The following is an 18,746-nucleotide window of genomic DNA, read 5'->3' as shown; positions in this document are numbered from 1 at the left end:
ACACGCTGAACATCGAGCTGAGTGTCTCGTTAATGCGACGCATGGTGTCGCACTGAACTAACGATTCCTTCTCGCGATTGCCTCGACTCGGCTATTATTAGGTTTCTTGAAATTTCCTATATTCAAATATGAATTTCTCGCCAGGGCAGGACGCCATGGTGGAAGGCCATGAGACGGAGCTCGCCCCAGCGGTAAGCGCCGTGCGGTAGCCGTGTGATGGCATGGGAAACGATGCACACCACCGAGAGGAGCCCCAACGGGCATGCTGGTTTACAACGCTACCAAGCAGCAGTTCATTGATGACGTTCGGGCCAATGTCATCGCTGATGCCATTGAGAATGAGGTGTCACGCAAACTAAGCCGCAATTCGCCGCGTAATGAGGTGGCCTCCTGGGAGAACTCCTTGCGCTTCATGATGAGCGTTCTCCTCGACGAGGGGATACCCGCTTCGGCAGGGGTGGCCATCGAATACAACATTCCGCTGACCAATCGCCGAGTGGACTTCATTCTGACCGGCAAGAATGACCAGCGTGAGGACTCTGCTGTCATCATTGAATTGAAGCAGTGGCAGACCGCTGAGGTGACGACCAAAGATGCCATCGTTCGCACTCAGTTAGGGGGCGGTGTGCGGGAGACCAACCATCCCTCCTATCAAGCCTGGTCCTATGGTGCGCTGATCGAGGACTACAACGAGACCGTCCGCTCCGAGTCGATCCGGCTGGTGCCTTGTGCCTATCTGCACAACATGAAGCAAGGCAATGCCATCAATGACCCCTTCTATGCGAACCATACTAGCCGCGCTCCTGTCTTCATCTCACCGGATGCCTTGAAGCTCTCCAGGTTTCTGAGTCAGCACATCAAGTACGGCGACAGTAGCGACATCATGTATCGCATCGAGCACGGTGTGATCAAGCCGAGCAAGAATCTGGCGGACGCGCTCAGCTCGATGATGCAGGGCAATGCTGAATTCTTGATGATCGATGAGCAGAAGCTTGTCTATGAAACCGCCGTGGATCTCGCACACAAGGCAAGCAGTGGCGAGAAGCAGTGCCTGATCGTCAAGGGCGGGCCGGGGACGGGCAAGTCAGTCGTCGCGATCAACCTGCTCGTCGAGCTGACGAACCGGGAGATGATGACGCAGTACGTGTCTCGCAACTCTGCCCCTCGTGAAGTCTTCAAGAAGCGTCTGACCGGCACGCGCAAGAAGACCCACATCGATAACCTGTTCAAGGGCTCAGGCAGCTACGTCAGCGCGGAACCCGATACCTTTCATGCGCTGATCGTTGACGAGGCGCACCGCCTGAATGAGAAGTCGGGCATGTATCAGAACCTGGGTGAGAGCCAGATCAAGGAAATCATCTCGGCATCGCGATTTTCCATCTTCTTTATCGATGAAGCGCAGCGGGTCACGCTGAAGGATGTCGGGACGGTAGAGGAGGTCAAGCGTCGGGCAGATGAATGCGGCGCCGAGGTACATGAGCTCGAACTTTCCTCACAGTTTCGTTGCAACGGTTCCGACGGCTATCTCGCCTGGTTGGATCATTCCCTGCAGATACGGACGACGGCCAACACCGACCTCGACGGTATCGATTACGAGTTCAAGGTATTCAATGATCCGAGCGAATTGCGCAAGGCGATTCTCGAGAAGAACCGCAAAGCCAACAAGGCACGAATGGTAGCGGGGTACTGCTGGCCCTGGGCGAGCAAGAAGGACAAGCATGCCATGGACATCGTCTTCCCCGAGCATGGCTTCGCTGCCCAGTGGAACCTCGATGATGATGGCATGCTGTGGGCGATCGCCGATGGATCAGCAGAGCAGGTCGGTTGCATCCATACCTGCCAAGGTCTCGAGTTTGATTACGTCGGTGTCATCATCGGAGACGACTTCGTGATCCGTGATGGCCGCGTGGTGACAGACGCAGCCAAACGAGCAGGGCAAGACCGCTCGGTGCATGGGTACAAGAAGATGCTCAAGGAGCAACCAGAGCACGCTCGTGCCGTGGCGGATCAGATCGTCAAGAACACCTATCGAACTCTGATGACGCGAGGCCAGAAGGGCTGTTACGTCTATGCTACGGACCGAGAGACCCGCGAGTACTTTGCGGCCTTCGCACGTTTACAGTCAGCTACTGAGCATACCGACCTGGCTGAAGAGACAGAGACGCTGGATGGCTTGCACCTTCCCATCGTGACGCGTGACCAGGCAGCGCCGTTCGAGCGCCATGTGCCCGTGTACGACCTGAGTATCGCCGCTGGCGAGTTTAGCGAGATGCAAATCGCTGACACCCATCATTGGGTCGAGCTACCTGAGCATATCCGTGTAAGCCCTGACCTGTTCGTCAGTCGGGTAGTGGGGGAGTCGATGAATCGGCGCATCCCCAATGGCGCTTGGTGTTTGTTTCGTGCCAATCCTGGGGGCACACGGCAAGGCAAGGTCGTCGTGGTGCAGCATCGCGCCATTGAAGACCCCGACCACGGCGGCAGCTTCACGATCAAGCTGTATCAGAGCGAGAAGGTCGAGGAGTATGGCGAGTTCGTGAACCAGCGCATCGTGCTGAAGCCCCAGACCAACGCCTTCGGTTACAAGGACATCGTGCTCGAGGACGAGCTTGAGGACATGAAGGTTATCGGCGAATTCCTCTCCGTGCTGTAAGCGAGCAGGAGGCGGTTGGTTGGCTGTCTATGAAGATACTTGCTGGATAGCGAGTGACAGAATTGTCATGCTACTCGTTATTCAATACCAAACTATCAGGTGAGTTTGATATGACAGACCCGTTCAAGCAGCTTCACGATGCGATGGAAGAGTTCTCCGCCGAACGTGACTGGGACCAGTTCCACTCGCCCAAGAACTTGGCCATGGCACTGACGGTAGAGGCAGCAGAGCTGCAGGAATGTTTCCAGTGGCTGACCGAGGCGCAGTCCAGAGAGCTGGATGAGCAGCAACTGGCCGCCGTGCGCGATGAAATTGCTGACGTTCAGCTCTACCTAGTCCGGCTGGCAGGCAAGCTAAACGTGGATATTGAAGCGGCATGTCGGGCGAAGATGGAGAAGAATGCAGAAAAGTATCCCATCGAGCAAGTTAAAGGAAGTTTATAAATTCGCGAACTATGTTAATTAAATACTGGGGGGTGCAGACTTTGGGTACAACACTCCTATTGCGTTGAGGATAGAGATGCATAGTAATATGCGATCAGTTCAATCATCACGGTAGGAGATTTGAAGTCGAAGCACTTCGAGACCCCATATTCAGCTTGATTGATCAGCGATAGATCTATTCTCTTGGGGAGATACCGATCTTGCCCAGTAATCCGATCTAGTCGACCTTCACCACAGGCTGTCTACATATCAAGTGAAGCCGAAACAGCGACTTCCGAGCGACGTCTTTGGCGATGATCTTCAAGCTGCGCCAGAACGCCTAAAAGCGATGGATGCGCATCAAACACTTCTAGAAATTGGATCTAGTGATCACTAACTACAAGCTCCAGGATGAAGAGCAGGTAACCGAAAAATCTGACAGGAATATGACCTTACAGCTGTACACCAGACTCGACTATAACTCAGATCAAGAAAAAGTATGATATAGATCCAATCATTGGCCTAAGAAAGATCAGTCCTGACTCTCACTCGATATTATATAAAGCTAGGCATGGAATGTATCTACGAGCTACGAGTTTTCGTTGATACCTATGATTGTAAAGATGGCAGCTAATAATGCGTTTCTTTCGGGGAAATTATTTCTCTGCGCTCCAATTTATTCGTAGCGCGCGGCATTAATTTATTGATATTAATGGAGGGTTTAGATTGTTTTTTTATGTTGATGAAAGCGGACATACGGGCGCTAACTTATTTGATAAAAGTCAGCCAATACTCTACTATGGAGTACTCTCTAGCAAAATAAATTTAGATGAAATTGCCGAAAGCAAAGTTAAGACGATTAGAAAAAAACTTGGTGTAGAGAGACTACATGCGGCCGAACTTGGAAATGGTAGGCTCGCCGGGATAGTCAAAGACGTAGATGCTATAAGGAAACGATACGATCTACGATTTGATATTTATAGAGTGGCTAAAGCTGATCATGCTCTTATAAGCTTCTTTGATCAGGTTTTTGATCAAGGTATGAATCCGGCAGTACCTTGGACTTCATATTGGACACCACTGCGCTATGTTCTTCTTATAAGGTTGGCAGCACTTTTTGATGAGGACCTGTTAAGAGAGGCGTGGAGCGCCCGTATAAGTTTGAAAACGGAGCGAGCAAATGAATCTTTATCTAGTATCTGCTTAGAATTGAAGAAAAGAAGTGTGGCCTTACCTGACGAACGTTCTCGTCAAGTCATAGGAGATGCCCTAAGCTGGGCTGCAGATAATCCTAACAAGATTTGCTACAATGTGGAAAGTAAAAATGATCTTTTGCAAATAACTCCAAATTTAATAGGTTTTCAGGCTGTGATGCATGGTATTTCTTCACGTTTAATCAAGAGTGGAAAAACTGCATCTAAAATTATTGTTGATAAACAGTCTCAATTTAATAGAAGTCAGAGAAAACTGTCTGATTTCTATGCTTCTAATAGAAATGCTCCTATAGCAAATGGTATCGGTCTACCTGAAATCGATTTTAGAGGAATGCCTGAAATTCCTATCTCATGCACAGCTGGTACTGATAGCACTGGTTTGGAACTCGTTGACATCTATCTGTGGGTTTTCAAACGATTTATGGAAAAAAAGGAGTTGGCTCCAGAGCTATTTACTCTGATAAAGAGTCAGCGTCATAGAGGTTATACCGATGAAATATCCATACATGCTATTTCAAGTCGGTGGGGCAAGTGGTTCGAAGAGCTTCCGGAGCCTACAAGCGACCAAATAAAAAGGGGGAGAGAAATGAAGAGAATAAGTGAAATTCATAGGCTTAAAGCTATGAATAACGCTTGAAGAGTCAGTGGAATTCACGCCCGCAGCGCTGCACGCAGAAAGCTGTGTTGGTTATTCAAGCATTAGCATCTGAGATTTGATATGGAAAAAGCACAAAATAAAAAAATGGCGCTGGGTTTTGCTATTTTAATAGCGGTTTTTGCTGGACTTTACTGGCTGATCACATCGTTATGGAGTTGGTTTGCGACTTTAAATTCAGATCTGGCCGTTGGTATGCTAACGGCCTCATCCACGATTATCGTCGCGACGGTAACTTTAGTGCTAGGTCGATATTTGGAGCGGGTAAAAGAAGCGGAATCTCATCTTCGCTCTCAAAAAATTGAGATGTATGATGATTTCTTAAAACAGTTTTTTTTCTTTTTTATAAAAAAGGAAAAGCGGATTCAGAAAATCTGGTCTCTTTTCTTCAGGAATGGCAACGGAAACTTGTTGTTTGGGGCGGCCCCGATGTTTTGAAGGCCTTTATCAAGTGGAAAGAGTACATGTTATACAAGGAGCCAGACGCTCAAACCGTTTTTCTGATGGATGAGCTTTTTCGTGCAATGAGAAAGGATATCGGGCTATCGAATAAAAATCTTACTAAGGGGTTTTTCTCACATCTTATCCTCCGTCATGCAAGTCTATTTTTGGCTGAAGCCAAGAAAAATCCAAAAGTTACCCTAAGTGAAGTTGCAGAGCTGGAGAAAGAACAAGGACTTTGACTCCCGAGGCTGTTAACGCAGCCACAGCAAAGCTCACTGTATTCCACCTTCTGCTCCATTCTATGGGGCGCGCAAGTTGTAAGCGTTAGGCAAAAGTTAATCAGGACATTTCGTGCTAGGTTTTGTGCTAAAAGTCATTTTCGCTAATGTTACCCATGCACTCCCAGCATAGGTGTGGTATGGCAGGACGCTACGAAATCTCGAATAGCCAATGGCAGTTGATCGAAGATATTGTCTCACCGGCTCAATCGATGGGCAGGCCCAGAAAAGACGACAGACAGATGCTGAACGGCACCTTGGGGCCCTCTGCTCTGGCACCAAGTGGTGCGACCTTCCCGAACGTTATGGCCCTTGGAGTACTGTCTACGCCAGGTTCCGACAATGGCGTGATGACGGTACCTTTGAGGCGGTCTTGTCGCGGCTTCAACTTCGGCTTCGTGAAGATGGCCTGATGGATCTCGATACCTGGATGATCGACTCAACCGCCGTTCGTGTAACACGCGCCTCCGCTGGTGGAGGCAAAAAGGGGGGAAAGGGGGGATCTGAAGAACCCTTAGACCATGCGTTGGGCCGGAGTCGTGGCGGCATCACGACCAAAATCCATTTGATCTGTGATCGCCTTGGCTGGTCCATCGCCTTCTCGCTGTCGGCGGGGCAAGAGTCGGGTACACGGTACTTCATGCCCACCCTGAAAAAGGTTCATCTACCGGGGAGTCTTGGTCGGCCACGAAAACGTTGCCGCTACATCGTGGCAGACAAGGGCTATGACAGTGGCGAATTGCGCCGTTACTGCGACCGTGTACGAATCAAGCCGATCATCGCTCAACGAAAGATGAAGCGGAAACCCCGGCAAGGTCTCCCACGCGGTTTCGATAAACCCATGTACCGTCAGCGGAATATCGTGGAGCGCTCTTTCAGTTAGTTGAAAGAGTTCCGTCGTATTGCGACGCGATATGACAAGTTGGCCCGTAGCTTTTATGCGATGGTATGCGTAGATTGCATACGGCGCTGCCTACGAGCCGACTTTTCGTACAGAACCTAACAAAGGGTAGCTTCGTTGTGAAATCCGATCATCCGGCACCCTACAGTTAATGATAGAGGCGGAACGTCTCAGTCACTAGATATTAGTTAGAAGGCTCAAGCCTTAGGAGAGAAAACTTTGAATAGTGTCACGGTCGGTAATATTTAATTTTGCGTATACTATAAGCGTAAAACATTACAAAGAAATTCAGATGTTACACATAGAACCTGCGGTCATACTTTTTGTATAAAACTAAAGGAGGGAGTATGGCATTCGATACTACCGTTTTCGAACAAAAAGAGTTCAGAGCAGCACTAAACAAACTCGAAGAGTTGCTCTCACATTCAAAAGTGGTTCTATTAGGTGCTGGGGCAAGTTTTTGTGCTAATCTTCCGTTAACAAATCAGCTAACAGAAAGAGTTTTAAAAAGTGACAGGCTCTCCGAGGACTCAAGGCAGATATTGACTGCTATACAAAGTTCTTTTTCTGGCGCAAGTCCAGATTCACATATTGAAGATTACTTAAGTGAACTCGTCGATTGGCTTGCTATCTCGGCTCGTCGAAAAAACCGCAATGTGACTGCGAGCAAAGTGGCTATTAGTGGTATTGAGTATAGTGATAGCCAGCTATTGCAAGCGGTAAATGAGATAAAATTGGCAATTTTTGATGTAATCAATATTGAAGTGGATTCTGCAATACATGAGCGTTTTGTTCAGGCATTGCATCGACCAATGCGACCAGGCAAAAATAACCTGTCGAGTAACATTGATTACCTTGTGATGAATTATGACACGTTAATTGAAGACTCGCTCGCACTATCACAATTAAGATATGCCGATGGTTTAGAAGGCGGTGTATCAGGATGGTGGAACCCTTCGACATTTGAACAGAACAATTTAGATGCTCGAGTCTTTAAACTACATGGATCAATCAATTGGGCTGAACATTCTTCTTTATCAACACCGTTGCGCATAGCTCCACATTTGAAGCGAAGTCAAGATCAAGCTACAAAGATAATGATATGGCCTGCTTCGACTAAGTATCGTGAAACACAGCTCGACCCCTATGCAAACTTAATGCATCGAGCTAGAGTAGTTTTAAATCCACAAGGTGGTAGTCAACGTGTTTTGTTGATCACTGGGTATAGTTTTGGTGATGCACACATCAATCTAGAAATTGAACGCGGTTTGAAAGCTTCAAATGGTAATCTAACCGTGATTGCATTTACCAGTGAAGCAGAGCCCAATGGTGTGCTTCAGGCTTGGTATGAAGATAGCTCGATTAATGAACAAGTGCTAATTTTTGCAGATAAAGGATTTTTCCACGCCGAGCATAAGGTGAACTCTATAAATAGTATTGAATGGTGGAAGTTTGAAAACTTAACTAATATCCTTGAAGGGGGGATTTGATATGGATAATAAATACATAAAGCCTATTGAAAATCTCTCTATCGGGAAAATTATTGAGGTGGATGGGGCACGTATTATCGCAGAGCTCGATCCTACTATTTCCGACTTGTCCCGAGTATTTGCCGGTGAAAACTACCCAATTGGACAATTTGGTTCAATTATCAAAGTTCATTTTGGACGCCGCTCTATTTACGGTTTAGTCAGTCGATTGCGTATGAAAGCTGACTACCAGCTAGAAAGGGGGTTGCCTGTCGCATCTTTGGATGAACGTATTATTGAAGCTGACTTGTTTGGAGAGGGTGAGTGGCGAAGAAAAGATGTAAATGAGTTTGCCCTTGAGTTTGAACGTGGTGTTGCTACTTACCCCCTACCGCAGCAAACTATTTATCTGACCCCTAAATCAGAGCTTAGGTTTATTTACGGTGACGCTAAAGGTACCGTTATTAAACTTGGTGAGCATGTTGGCTCTGGCGGTGCACCTTGTTACGCTGAGTTGAACGAATTACTAGGTAAGCATACCGCTATCCTTGGCTCCACCGGTGCTGGTAAATCAGGTACGGTGGCAGCGGTTATTCACAGTATTCTCGAACGTGGTCGAATAGCCAGTCATGAACACTGGCACCCACAAATTATTATCCTTGATCCACATAATGAGTATGGCAAAGCGTTCCCCGCACATCAACGATTATCTACCGATGAGGGTTCGCTAAAATTACCATATTGGTTACTTGACTTAGAAGAGTCACTAAGTTTGTTTATCGGCAAGACCGAGTTTGCAGCGACCTCCCAATCCAATATTGTTAAGAATGCTCTAATATCTGTTCGTGAGGCAGCGGCTGAACAGCTTGGGCTTGATAAGAGACAATTAACGGTTGATTCACCAATCCCTTACGTTATTGGTTGTAGTAATGAGTTGGATAATTTCGGAAAAATAGGTGAGAATCTATATTTAGAAGGATTAATTGGAGCAATAAACCAACAGCGACCACCAAATAAATCTCAAAAAGATCACGAAGATTATAATAAAGTGATCCGTAAGATTGATTCATTACTAAAAGACGGTCGGCTAAAATTCATGATGGAAAGTTGGGATGGATTAGAAGATCCATTGCCAACGATTGTCAATCAGTTTTTAACGCAGCAAACTACTATTCAGATTGTTGACTTGTCTGGCGTACCTAATGAAGTAGCAGGGGTAGCCAGTGCTGCAATTGCTAGAGTTGTATTTCAGCTTAAAGTTTGGCAAACCGAAGCCGAACGTCAATCTAGTCCTGTACTTTTGGTATGTGAAGAAGCTCACAGATACGTTCCCAATCGTGGTGAAGCACAGTATGAAGCGGCCCAATCTGCTATTCGTCGAATTGCGAAAGAAGGCCGTAAATATGGCGTAGGACTGTTATTGGTTTCGCAGAGGCCGAGTGAAGTTGAAGCAACTGTTTTGTCGCAGTGTAATTCATGGATCGTGCTTCGAATAACTAATGATGCTGACCGTGAACACGTGCGCAGTGTATTACCGGATTCTATGTCTGGCTTAACGAAAATGCTTTCTGGTTTAAGGCGTCAAGAGGCAATTTTTGTTGGACAAGCAGCAACTTTACCTACTAGGGTGATGATTCGTAGCTTGCCTAGTGAACAACTACCGCGATCAAATGATGTTGATTTCGATAAAGGTTGGCAGCAACAAGCGATGTCGATTGAAAAAATTATAGAAGTCGTTACGAAGTGGCGTTATCAGAGAAAATAATTTTTTGAGTATATAGACGGACAGCCGAACCATCGATTCTAAGTTCGGCTTTTGATTAAACTAAGTTGCACTTAAAGACTTAAATCTTGCGTCTGAATTTATTAAATTCAGAGCTTTTATGAATATGTTATTAATATCATTGCCAGTAACTATCACATAGTATAATAAACTTAGTGCTATATTATACGGTGATCTCATGAAATGTCATTTATCCCCAGCCAAGCCCCCGTACTTCCCCTTGAAATACAGCAGCGGCCGCGCCATCCCTGCAACATCCAGATTCAGTCCTTTCACTTCCCCTATCACGATCAGGTGATCACCTGCGGGGTGCTCAGCGTGAATTTTGCAGTCGAGCCAATGCAGGCTGTCATTGATGACCGGGTTGCCGAGGGGGGAGAGCTTCCAGTCGATGCCTTGCCATTTGTCCGCGCCGCGCATGGCGAACTGGTTGGAGACATGGCTCTGCTCGCTGGAGAGAATGTTGACGGCGAAGCGCTCTGCCTGGCGAATCTTCGGGTAGCTGAAGGAGCTTGCCTTGACGCTGAAGGAGACCAGCGGCGGGTTCATCGAGACGCTGTAGAACGACTGGCAGGTGAAGCCGATGGGCTCGTCGTCGACTTGGGTAGTGATGATGGTGATGCCGGAGGCGAAGTGACCGAGGGCTTCACGGAAACTGGTGGGGTCGATGGTGGTGTCAGCTTTGGTGTCGGGGAGTGACATGGCAGGTCCTACAAGAGTGGGGAGGTGGTAACGATCAGCCGTGGGGGAGGGGCTGCAGCGATGGCGCGGGACTGGGTGCTTGAGTGACAAGAGTGAGATTGATGAAAAAATGGCCGTCGTGAATCCTTCACGATGGCCATTTTTGTTTGCGGCGGTGTCAGCCACTGCTGCTTTCACTCTCGAGCACTATCGTCGAGCTAACTCGGTTCGGAACTAGCTTGGCGCTATCTGTCAGTGCTGTGTCTTGGCCCGCGCTGTGTCTTGGCCAGTTCAGTGTCTCGCCAAGCGATCAGCGCTGTGCTTCGAGTTCTTTGCGCACGATGGCGGCGCCAGCGCTGAGTGCCTGCAGTTTGCCGCGGGCGACTTCTCGGGAGAGCGGAGCCATGCCGCAGTTGGTACAGGGGTAGAGCTTGTCGGCATCTACGAACTGCAGCGCCTTGCGCAGGGTCTCGGCGACTTCTTCCGGCGTCTCGATGGTGTTGTTAGCGACATCGATGGCGCCGACCATGACCTTCTTGCCACGGATCAGCTCGATCAGCTCCATCGGCACGTGGGAGTTGTGACACTCCAGCGACACGATATCGATGTTGGATTGCTGGAGCTTCGGGAAGGCTTCTTCGTACTGACGCCATTCGGAGCCCAGGGTGTTCTTCCAGTCGGTGTTGGCCTTGATACCGTAGCCGTAACAGATGTGGATGGCGGTCTCGCACTTGAGGCCTTCGATCGCACGCTCCAACGTAGCGATGCCCCATTCATTCACTTCATCGAAGAACACGTTGAAGGCCGGTTCATCGAACTGGATGATGTCGACGCCTGCCGCTTCGAGTTCCTTGGCTTCCTCGTTGAGAATCTTGGCGAATTCCCACGCCAGCTTCTCACGGCTCTTGTAGTGGCCATCGAAGAGGGTGTCGACCATGGTCATCGGTCCCGGCAGTGCCCATTTGATCGGCTGATCGGTCTGCGAGCGCAGGAACTTGGCATCTTCGACGAACACCGGCTTCTGGCGGGAGACCGGACCGACCACGGACGGCACGCTGGCCTCGTAGCGATCACGGATCTTGACGGTTTCGCGCTTCTCGAAATCCACACCATTCAGGTGCTCGATGAAGGTGGTGACGAAGTGCTGACGCGATTGCTCGCCATCGCTGACGATGTCGATCCCGGCGTGCTGCTGTTCCTGCAGGGAGACGCGCAGCGCATCCTGCTTGCCCGCGATCAGTGCCTCACCTTCGAGTTTCCAGGGGGACCAGAGAACCTCCGGTTCGGCGAGCCAGGAAGGTTTCGGCAGGCTGCCAGCGGTGGAGGTCGGGAGTAATCTCGTCATGATGAATAACCTTGTCCTTGGAATGGTTCAGATAGCGGAAGTCGTTCGTCGGTCAGCGCGCTGTTTGCGGATCAGTGAGCTGACCAATGATGAATTTATCGGTTGGCGGACCAGTTGGCGGACCACTGCTCGAGCAGGCTCTGGTAGGGCTTGATGAAGCTCTCTTCCACGAACTTGCCCTGCTCGATGGCGAGCTGGCTGCGCTCTTCGCGGTCGTACACGATGCGCGTCAGTGAATGGTCCTGCTGCTTCAGGCTCGCCTGATAGGATTTGCCGGCCACGGAATTGGCGTTGTAGACCTCGGGACGATAGATCTTCTGGAAGGTGTCCATGGTGCTGATGGTGCTGATCAGCTCCAGATTGCTGTAATCGTTGAGCAGGTCGCCGGTGTGATAGAAGGCCAGCGGCGCAACGCTGCCCGGCGGCATGAAGTAACGCACCTTCAGGCCCATCTTGCTGAAGTAGGCATCGGTCAGGGAATCGTCGTCCTGGCGATATTCCACCCCGAGGATCGGGTGCACGTTCTCAGTCTGCTGGTAGGTCTTGGTGGTTGAGACGCTGATGCAGATGATCGGCGGCTTCTTGAAGCATTCCTTGTAGGCAGCAGAACCCACGAAGGCCTGGAACAGGTTGCCGTGCAGCACGCCGAACTGCTCCGGCACGCTGAAGGAATCCTTGCCCTTGTTGTGCTCCAGCAGGCGCACGCTGAAATCATAATCGCGTACGTAGGACGAGAAATTGTTGCCGGTCACGCCGTCAATGCGCTGATTCGTCTGGTGGTCGACGATGGTGGTCTGCAGGATCTCGATGATCGGCAGGGCATTGTCGGAACGCGCTGCGTCGAGGTTCAGCTCGACGGAGATGATGTCCAGCTCGACAGAGTAACGATCGCCCTTGGGGTTGTCCCAGTTGGCCAGCGCATTGAATCGGTTGTTGATCATGTTCAGCGTGCTGCGCAGGTTCTGCTGACGGCTCTCACCACGCGCCAGGTTGGCGAAGTTGGTAGTCAGGCGGGTGTTTTCCGCCGGAACGTAGTTCTCGTCGAAGCGCAGACTGTTGATGCTGAAACCGAATTCGTTGCTCATGGCGTTCACCCTGATCCTGAGAGAGAAAATTCACTGTGTCGTCGACATCTTCCCGTGATCTTTCAGGCGTCTCGTGAGCGGGTTGCTCTCTGTGAGAACGCATCCATGCCGGGAGAGGCACGCTGCTCGCCATCACGTTCCGTGTGCTGGCTGTGAAGTGCAGCGTCATGGGAAGTCTTCATCAACGATCTGATGCAGGTGAGTATCCATTTCTCAGCTTCATGAGACAAACTGGATTTTTTAATGTTAAAGTTGATTGAAATTCATGTTAAGGGCGGGCGTTATTTCGGGCGCGGTGAAAGCCGGTGAATCGAGCGGGGAGTGGCGTGCTCAACAAGGGCGCAATGTGAGCCGTAGGGAAGCTGAAGCGAGTAGAGGATCAAGGAGGAAAGAGAGGACAGCATACGGGCTGGCCCGAACATCTGCTCGGGCCGGCTTGCGTGGCAACCCCCTACAACTTCAGAGCACGACATCCTCATGCACTCTTCATGCTCTTCACACTCGGCCATGAAGATGCAGCTGGTTCATGAGGCGAGCGGCTGATGATTGGGCGCCACCAGACCGTGGCGGCGCATGCGTCGGTAGATGGTGGGGCGTGAGACGCCGAGTTGGCGGGCGACCTGGCTGACGTTCCAATCCGTGTGGCGTAACAGCTCGAGAAGTTCGCTGGCGTCCGCATCAGTCTCCGCATCAGCTCCTGCAGATGCGAACGCTGGAGAGGCCGGGTTCGAGGAAGCGCCGGATGCAAAGGAGGAGGCAGTGGCAAGCGGACCGGCAGCCCCGCGGGCGCTGCCGGTGTGGGTCTGGCAGACCTCCGGCAGATCATGCAGGGTGATTTCATCGCCTTCCGCAGTGGCCATCGCGAAGGCAATCGCATTGCGCAGTTGGCGTATGTTGCCCGGCCAGTGATGACTCAACAGCGCACTGATGGCATCGGCGCGCAGGTGGAGTGACTGGTCGCGTTCGGCTTGCAGCTCCGCATGCAGCTGGCGAATGAGGTAGTGGCGGTCGGCGCGCTCACGCAGTGCGGGCAGCAGGAGCTCGGCGCCGTTGAGTCGGTAGTAGAGGTCTTCGCGGAATTGCCCGCTGGCGATCAGCTCCGTGACATCACGATGCGTGGCGGTGATGACGCGAATATCCACCTTGATGGGCGTCTCGGCTCCCAGTGGCGACACCTCCCGTTCGGCGAGCACGCGCAGCAGGCGTGACTGGAGCTGCAACGGCATGTCGCCGATCTCATCCAGAAACAGCGTGCCGCCGTCGGCCTGTTGGATCAGGCCGCGCATGCCCTTGGGCCTTCCTCCCGTGAACGCGCCCGGCAGATAGCCGAAGAGTTCACTTTCAATCAGCGATTCCGGAATGGCGGCGCAGTTCACCGCCACGAAGGGCGCCTTGGCGCGTGGCCCGCTGTCATGCAGCGCTCGCGCCAACACTTCCTTGCCGGTTCCCGTCTCGCCACGAATCAGGATGCTCACGTTCTCATGGCGCATGCGGCGCGCCAGCTTGAGCAGCCGATGCATGGATGGATCGTCTCCCGCGAGCTGGTCCAGTTCGGGCACCGGGTCATCCTGCTGGCTGACGGTGGGGAGGGCCCGCACCGGATAGCCGCGTGGCTCGATCAGCGTCACGAAGACGGTGGCGTCGTCCGCCCGTAGACGGAAGGCGCGAATCTGATCTCGGTTGGCATGCGGGATGCTCAACAGCTCATTGAGCTCCCCATCGAACAGTTGCGTGACAGCGGGCAGGGTGGAGACCGTCCATGGTGGCCAGCGTTCAAGATGCGCATCAATCAGGCGTCGGCCTTCGTGGTTGGCGGCGATCACCTTGCCGTCTTCCTGAATGGCAAACAGGCCGCGACCATTCAGATGCACGAATTCCCGCGCCGTGTCGAAGCGCAGGATCAGGCAATCCCGATAGCGATGCAGGAAGTAGGCGTCCTCGATCATGCGGGCATGCAGGGTGACCAGGGAAAGCGCAAAGGTCTGGCTCTCCTGCGGGCGGGGCGACTTCAGTGCCGAGATGTCGAGGGCGGCGATCACTCGGCCCTGGGGATCGGTGATGGGGGCTGCGGTGCAGGTCAGGTCGATGTGGGTGGCATCGAAGTGCTCACGCTGATGGCAGGTGACGGCTGCGCCATCGTGCAGACAGGTGCCCGCCGCCGAGGTGCCGGCGTAGCGCTCGTTCCAGTCCGAGCCGAGGTAGAGGCCGGCACGTCGCAGCTCACTCAACTGATCACGTTGCCCCCGAAAATCCACCGCGATGCCGCGTTGATCGGTGAGGATCAGCGCATAGCCATGTTGTGCGATCTGACTATAGAGCCGCTCCACCCCGGCACGCGCCACGTGCAGCAGCTCATCCGCCGATTCCTGATGATCGCGCAGCGCCTGCTGGGTGAGAACTCGGACCGGGCGAGGGCGGCTGGGGTCGAGCTGATATTCCTCCAGACAGCGCTGCCAGGAACGACGGATGACGTCGCGCTGCGTCTCGGGGAAGGCGTCGCGGCCTTCCCCCAGTTGCATCAGGGTCTGGATATGTTGCCGTTTGTCGGACGGCATCGTGTCGAGTTGGCGGATCATGGCTGCCTCGGCGCTGGCCGTCTCGAGACGGCTCTTTTGATTGTGGCGATGGCGCTTGTGAAAGTGACTATGGCGCTTGTGCCGGTAGCGATGGCAATCGCGATTGTCACAACAGCGGCCATAGCGAAAGCGGCGTGTGCTCCTTCAAGCGTATGCGGTGTGGCGGGAGCGTCAATCACCCTGTCCTGCATCCTTGGTCGGGGCGTTACAGGTGTAACGCCCCGTGTCAGGCGTACGGCGTACAGTTGTCACAAGAAAGGTGGAGAGCCCAGAGAGGCGAGGAGGGTGGTGATTTAGTAGTGGCGAATTTTTGTCATTCACGACAAGTGCTTACGAGCTTTGTCAGTCGTGCATGACGAAGCTGGCATGCTTGATGCCTTGGATGGAAGGCGTGACTACAACATCCAACAACACGCGGAGAGACGCCATGACCGCACGCACGCCAACTCAGATCGCTCAGCAATGGCTCGATGATTTCGAGTCCTCCCTGACTCAGCGCGATATCGCCCGGGTTCTCTCGTTGTTTGGCGAGGAATGCTACTGGCGCGACTTGATCGCCTTCACCTGGAATCTCAAGACGTCGGAGGGCAAGGACGAGATCCAGTCGATGCTCGCGGCGACCCTCGAGCATGTCGCTCCCTCTCACTGGCAGCTGGATGGTGAGGCCAGTGAGGCTGGCGGCATCGTCGAAGCTTGGTTCACCTTCGAGACCGCAGACGCACACGGCAAGGGCTTGTTGCGCCTGAAAGAAGGGCGCTGCTGGACGCTGTTGACTGCCATGCGCGAACTCAAGGAATTTCCCGAGTCGCTGGGCATGCAGCGCCCCAAGGGTGCCGAGCATGGAGCCAACAAGCAGCGTGAGACCTGGCTTGAGTCGCGTCAGCGTGAAGAGGCCGAGCTGGGCTACGAGCGCCAGCCGTATTGCGTGATCATCGGTGGCGGTCAGGGCGGTATCGGGCTGGCCGCGCGGCTCAGACAGATGGATGTGCCGACCATCGTGATCGACAAGAATCCGCGAGCGGGCGATGCCTGGCGCAATCGCTACAAGTCTCTGTGTCTGCATGATCCGGTGTGGTACGACCACATGCCCTACATCCCCTTCCCGGCAAACTGGCCGGTGTTCGCGCCCAAGGACAAGGTCGCGGACTGGCTGGAGATGTACACCAGGATCATGGAGCTCAATTACTGGAACTCCACGGTCTGCGAGAGTGCGCACTTCGATGAGGCGAGCGGCGAGTGGGTGGTCGAGGTGGTACGCGACGGCAAGCCCGTGACCTTGCGGCCCAAGCAGTTGGTGCTGGCCACGGGCATGTCGGGCATGCCCAATGTGCCGCACTTCCCGGGGGCCGAGACCTTCGAAGGTGAGCAGCAACACTCCAGCCAGCACCCGGGACCGGACGCCTATCGTGGCAAGAAGGTGGTCGTGGTGGGGGCCAACAATTCCGCCCACGACATCTGTGCTGCACTGTGGGAGAACGATGCGGACGTGACCATGCTGCAGCGCTCCTCCACGCATGTGGTGAAGTCCAACTCGCTGATGGAAGAGGCGCTGGGGCCGCTTTATTCCGAGCAGGCGGTGCAAAACGGCATCGACCACCACAAGGCGGACCTGATTTTTGCCTCGATTCCCTACCGGATACTGCCCGACTTCCAGCGGCCGATCTTCGAGGCGATCCGCAAGCGCGACGCCGACTACTACCGCCGGTTGGAGGCGGCGGGGTTCCTGCTCGATTTCGGCGATGACGACTCGGGCCTGTTCCTGAAATACCTGCGCCGCGGCTCCGGCTACTACATCGATGTGGGCGCCTGTGATCTGGTCGCCAATGGTGACATCAAGCTACGCAGTGGCGTCGGTATCGAGTGCATCAATCCGCGCTCGGTCACTCTCACCGATGGCTCGGAATTGCCCGCCGATCTGATCGTCTATGCCACCGGCTACGGCTCGATGAATGGTTGGGCAGCACAAATCATCTCGCAGGAGGTCGCCGACAAGGTCGGCAAATGCTGGGGCATGGGCTCCGATACGCTCAAGGACCCCGGTCCCTGGGAGGGCGAGCTGCGCAACATGTGGAAGCCGACCCAGCAGCAGGCGCTGTGGTTCCATGGCGGCAACCTGCATCAGTCCCGCCACTATTCCCAGTATCTGGCGCTACAGCTCAAGGCGCGGCTCGAGGGTATCCCGACGCCGGTCTACGGCCTTCAGGAAGTCCACCACCTGAGCTGAGGCCAGTGGCGCTGGGCAGTGTGCCAGCGCCACTGGCAGCAGCGCAGCATTTGCAGAATTCAGTGAGAGATTCAGGAGACAACTCATGCAGCTGAACGACAAGATTGCACTGGTGACAGGGGGTGGGCGCGGTATCGGTCAGGGGATTGCGCTGGCATTGGCCAAGGCGGGCGCGGATGTCGTGGTGGCGGATCTGGATCTCGCCATTGCCCGTGAGACGGCGGCGGAAGTGGAGGCACTGGGTAGACGGTGCCTGGCGCTTCAGGTCGATGTCTCGGATGCGGCGTCCGTGCGGCGCTTGATTGAAGAGGCCGAAGCCGGTCTCGGCCCGCTCGATATCGCCGTCAACAATGCCGGCATCATCGGCATCCATTCCCTCGATGCGCTGACGGTGGAGGAGTGGGACCGCGTCATGAACGTCAACGCCCGCGGCACCTTCCTGTGCACTCAGGCCGAGGTCGCCGTGATGCGCACACGCCGCATCGGGCGGATCATCAACGTGGCCTCGATGGCCGGCAAGGTCGGCTTTCCTGATCTGTCGCACTACTGTGCCTCGAAGTTCGCGGTCATCGGCTTTACCAATGCCGTCGCCAAGGAAGTGGCAGCGGAAGGCATCACCGTCAATGCGCTCTGCCCGGGCGTGGTGGGTACCGGCATGTGGCGGGGCGAGAGCGGGCTCTCGGCACGCTGGAGCCAGGAAGGCGAAAGCGAGCCCGCTGCATGGGAGCGCCTGCAGAAGAGCCTGCTACCCCAGGGAGTCGCCCAGACACCTGAGGACATGGGGCAGCTGGTGGTCTACCTCGCCCAGGCCGAACACGTGACAGGGCAGGCCATCGCCGTCGATGGTGGCTTCACGCTGTGAGTCAACAATGAGCCAGCATTGAGTCAGCACAGAGAGCAAGGCTGAGCTCAGTGGCTGACGGCAAGGAGTGATCGCATGACACAACGCCGCCTCTCAGCAACGGGAGGCGGCGTTGTGGTGTCTGGTCTGTTGCGCAGAGGATTCAGCCCAGCTT

The 18,746-nt window shown here is 53.4% G+C and carries 13 protein-coding genes and 1 pseudogene; 10 read left to right on the top strand and 4 right to left on the bottom strand.

Annotated elements, in window-relative coordinates:
- Positions 1-262 precede the first annotated feature (262 nt).
- From NH396_RS04645 to NH396_RS04610, 8 genes and pseudogenes are all read left to right on the top strand, one after another.
- Entirely contained in the window at positions 263-2,653 is a 2,391-nt protein-coding gene (locus NH396_RS04645; RefSeq protein WP_253062077.1) for a DNA/RNA helicase domain-containing protein, read from the top strand.
- A gap of 110 nt (positions 2,654-2,763) precedes the next feature.
- Positions 2,764-3,096, top strand: a complete 333-nt coding sequence (locus NH396_RS04640) for a nucleotide pyrophosphohydrolase (protein ID WP_253062075.1) — start codon at positions 2,764-2,766, stop codon at positions 3,094-3,096.
- A gap of 705 nt (positions 3,097-3,801) precedes the next feature.
- A complete protein-coding gene (locus NH396_RS04635; protein ID WP_253062073.1) occupies positions 3,802-4,926 on the top strand; it encodes a DUF3800 domain-containing protein in 1,125 nt (374 codons plus the stop codon).
- Positions 4,927-5,007: 81 nt separating this feature from the next.
- Entirely contained in the window at positions 5,008-5,382 is a 375-nt protein-coding gene (locus tag NH396_RS04630; protein ID WP_253062071.1) for a hypothetical protein, read from the top strand.
- Positions 5,383-5,408: 26 nt separating this feature from the next.
- Complete coding sequence (locus NH396_RS04625; protein ID WP_253062069.1) at positions 5,409-5,627, top strand: hypothetical protein; 219 nt, start codon at positions 5,409-5,411, stop codon at positions 5,625-5,627.
- A gap of 179 nt (positions 5,628-5,806) precedes the next feature.
- Positions 5,807-6,669 (top strand): annotated as a pseudogene (locus NH396_RS04620) (IS5 family transposase).
- Positions 6,670-6,914: 245 nt separating this feature from the next.
- Positions 6,915-8,057 carry an SIR2 family protein gene (locus NH396_RS04615; RefSeq protein WP_253062067.1) on the top strand — a complete coding sequence of 381 codons (1,143 nt, stop codon included), beginning with the start codon at positions 6,915-6,917 and terminating at the stop codon, positions 8,055-8,057.
- 1 nt (position 8,058) lies between these two features.
- The gene (locus NH396_RS04610) at positions 8,059-9,801 is read left to right on the top strand and encodes an ATP-binding protein (RefSeq protein WP_253062065.1); all 1,743 of its coding nucleotides are present in this window, start codon (positions 8,059-8,061) and stop codon (positions 9,799-9,801) included.
- A gap of 204 nt (positions 9,802-10,005) precedes the next feature.
- On the opposite strand, the gene NH396_RS04605 is transcribed toward NH396_RS04610, so the two are convergent.
- The 4 genes from NH396_RS04605 to NH396_RS04590 form a co-directional block, all read right to left on the bottom strand.
- The gene (locus NH396_RS04605; protein WP_253062063.1) at positions 10,006-10,521 is read right to left on the bottom strand and encodes a flavin reductase family protein; all 516 of its coding nucleotides are present in this window, start codon (positions 10,519-10,521) and stop codon (positions 10,006-10,008) included.
- 289 nt (positions 10,522-10,810) lie between these two features.
- A complete protein-coding gene (locus NH396_RS04600) occupies positions 10,811-11,845 on the bottom strand; it encodes a methionine synthase (protein ID WP_054555785.1) in 1,035 nt (344 codons plus the stop codon).
- Between the two features lie 95 nt (positions 11,846-11,940).
- Positions 11,941-12,930 carry a DUF1852 domain-containing protein gene (locus tag NH396_RS04595; RefSeq protein WP_253062061.1) on the bottom strand — a complete coding sequence of 330 codons (990 nt, stop codon included), beginning with the start codon at positions 12,928-12,930 and terminating at the stop codon, positions 11,941-11,943.
- 524 nt (positions 12,931-13,454) lie between these two features.
- A complete protein-coding gene (locus tag NH396_RS04590) occupies positions 13,455-15,506 on the bottom strand; it encodes a sigma-54-dependent Fis family transcriptional regulator (protein WP_253062059.1) in 2,052 nt (683 codons plus the stop codon).
- A gap of 427 nt (positions 15,507-15,933) precedes the next feature.
- Here NH396_RS04590 and NH396_RS04585 point away from each other — a divergent pair, with 427 nt between their 5' ends.
- A complete protein-coding gene (locus NH396_RS04585) occupies positions 15,934-17,730 on the top strand; it encodes an NAD(P)/FAD-dependent oxidoreductase (protein ID WP_253062057.1) in 1,797 nt (598 codons plus the stop codon).
- An 85-nt stretch (positions 17,731-17,815) separates the two neighbouring features.
- A complete protein-coding gene (locus NH396_RS04580) occupies positions 17,816-18,592 on the top strand; it encodes an SDR family NAD(P)-dependent oxidoreductase (protein WP_253062055.1) in 777 nt (258 codons plus the stop codon).
- The last annotated feature ends 154 nt before the right edge of the window (positions 18,593-18,746 follow it).

It is taken from the genome of Cobetia sp. Dlab-2-AX (assembly GCF_024124625.1).
Taxonomy (GTDB): Bacteria; Pseudomonadota; Gammaproteobacteria; order Pseudomonadales; family Halomonadaceae; genus Cobetia.
This window is presented reverse-complemented; position numbering and strand designations above follow the sequence as displayed.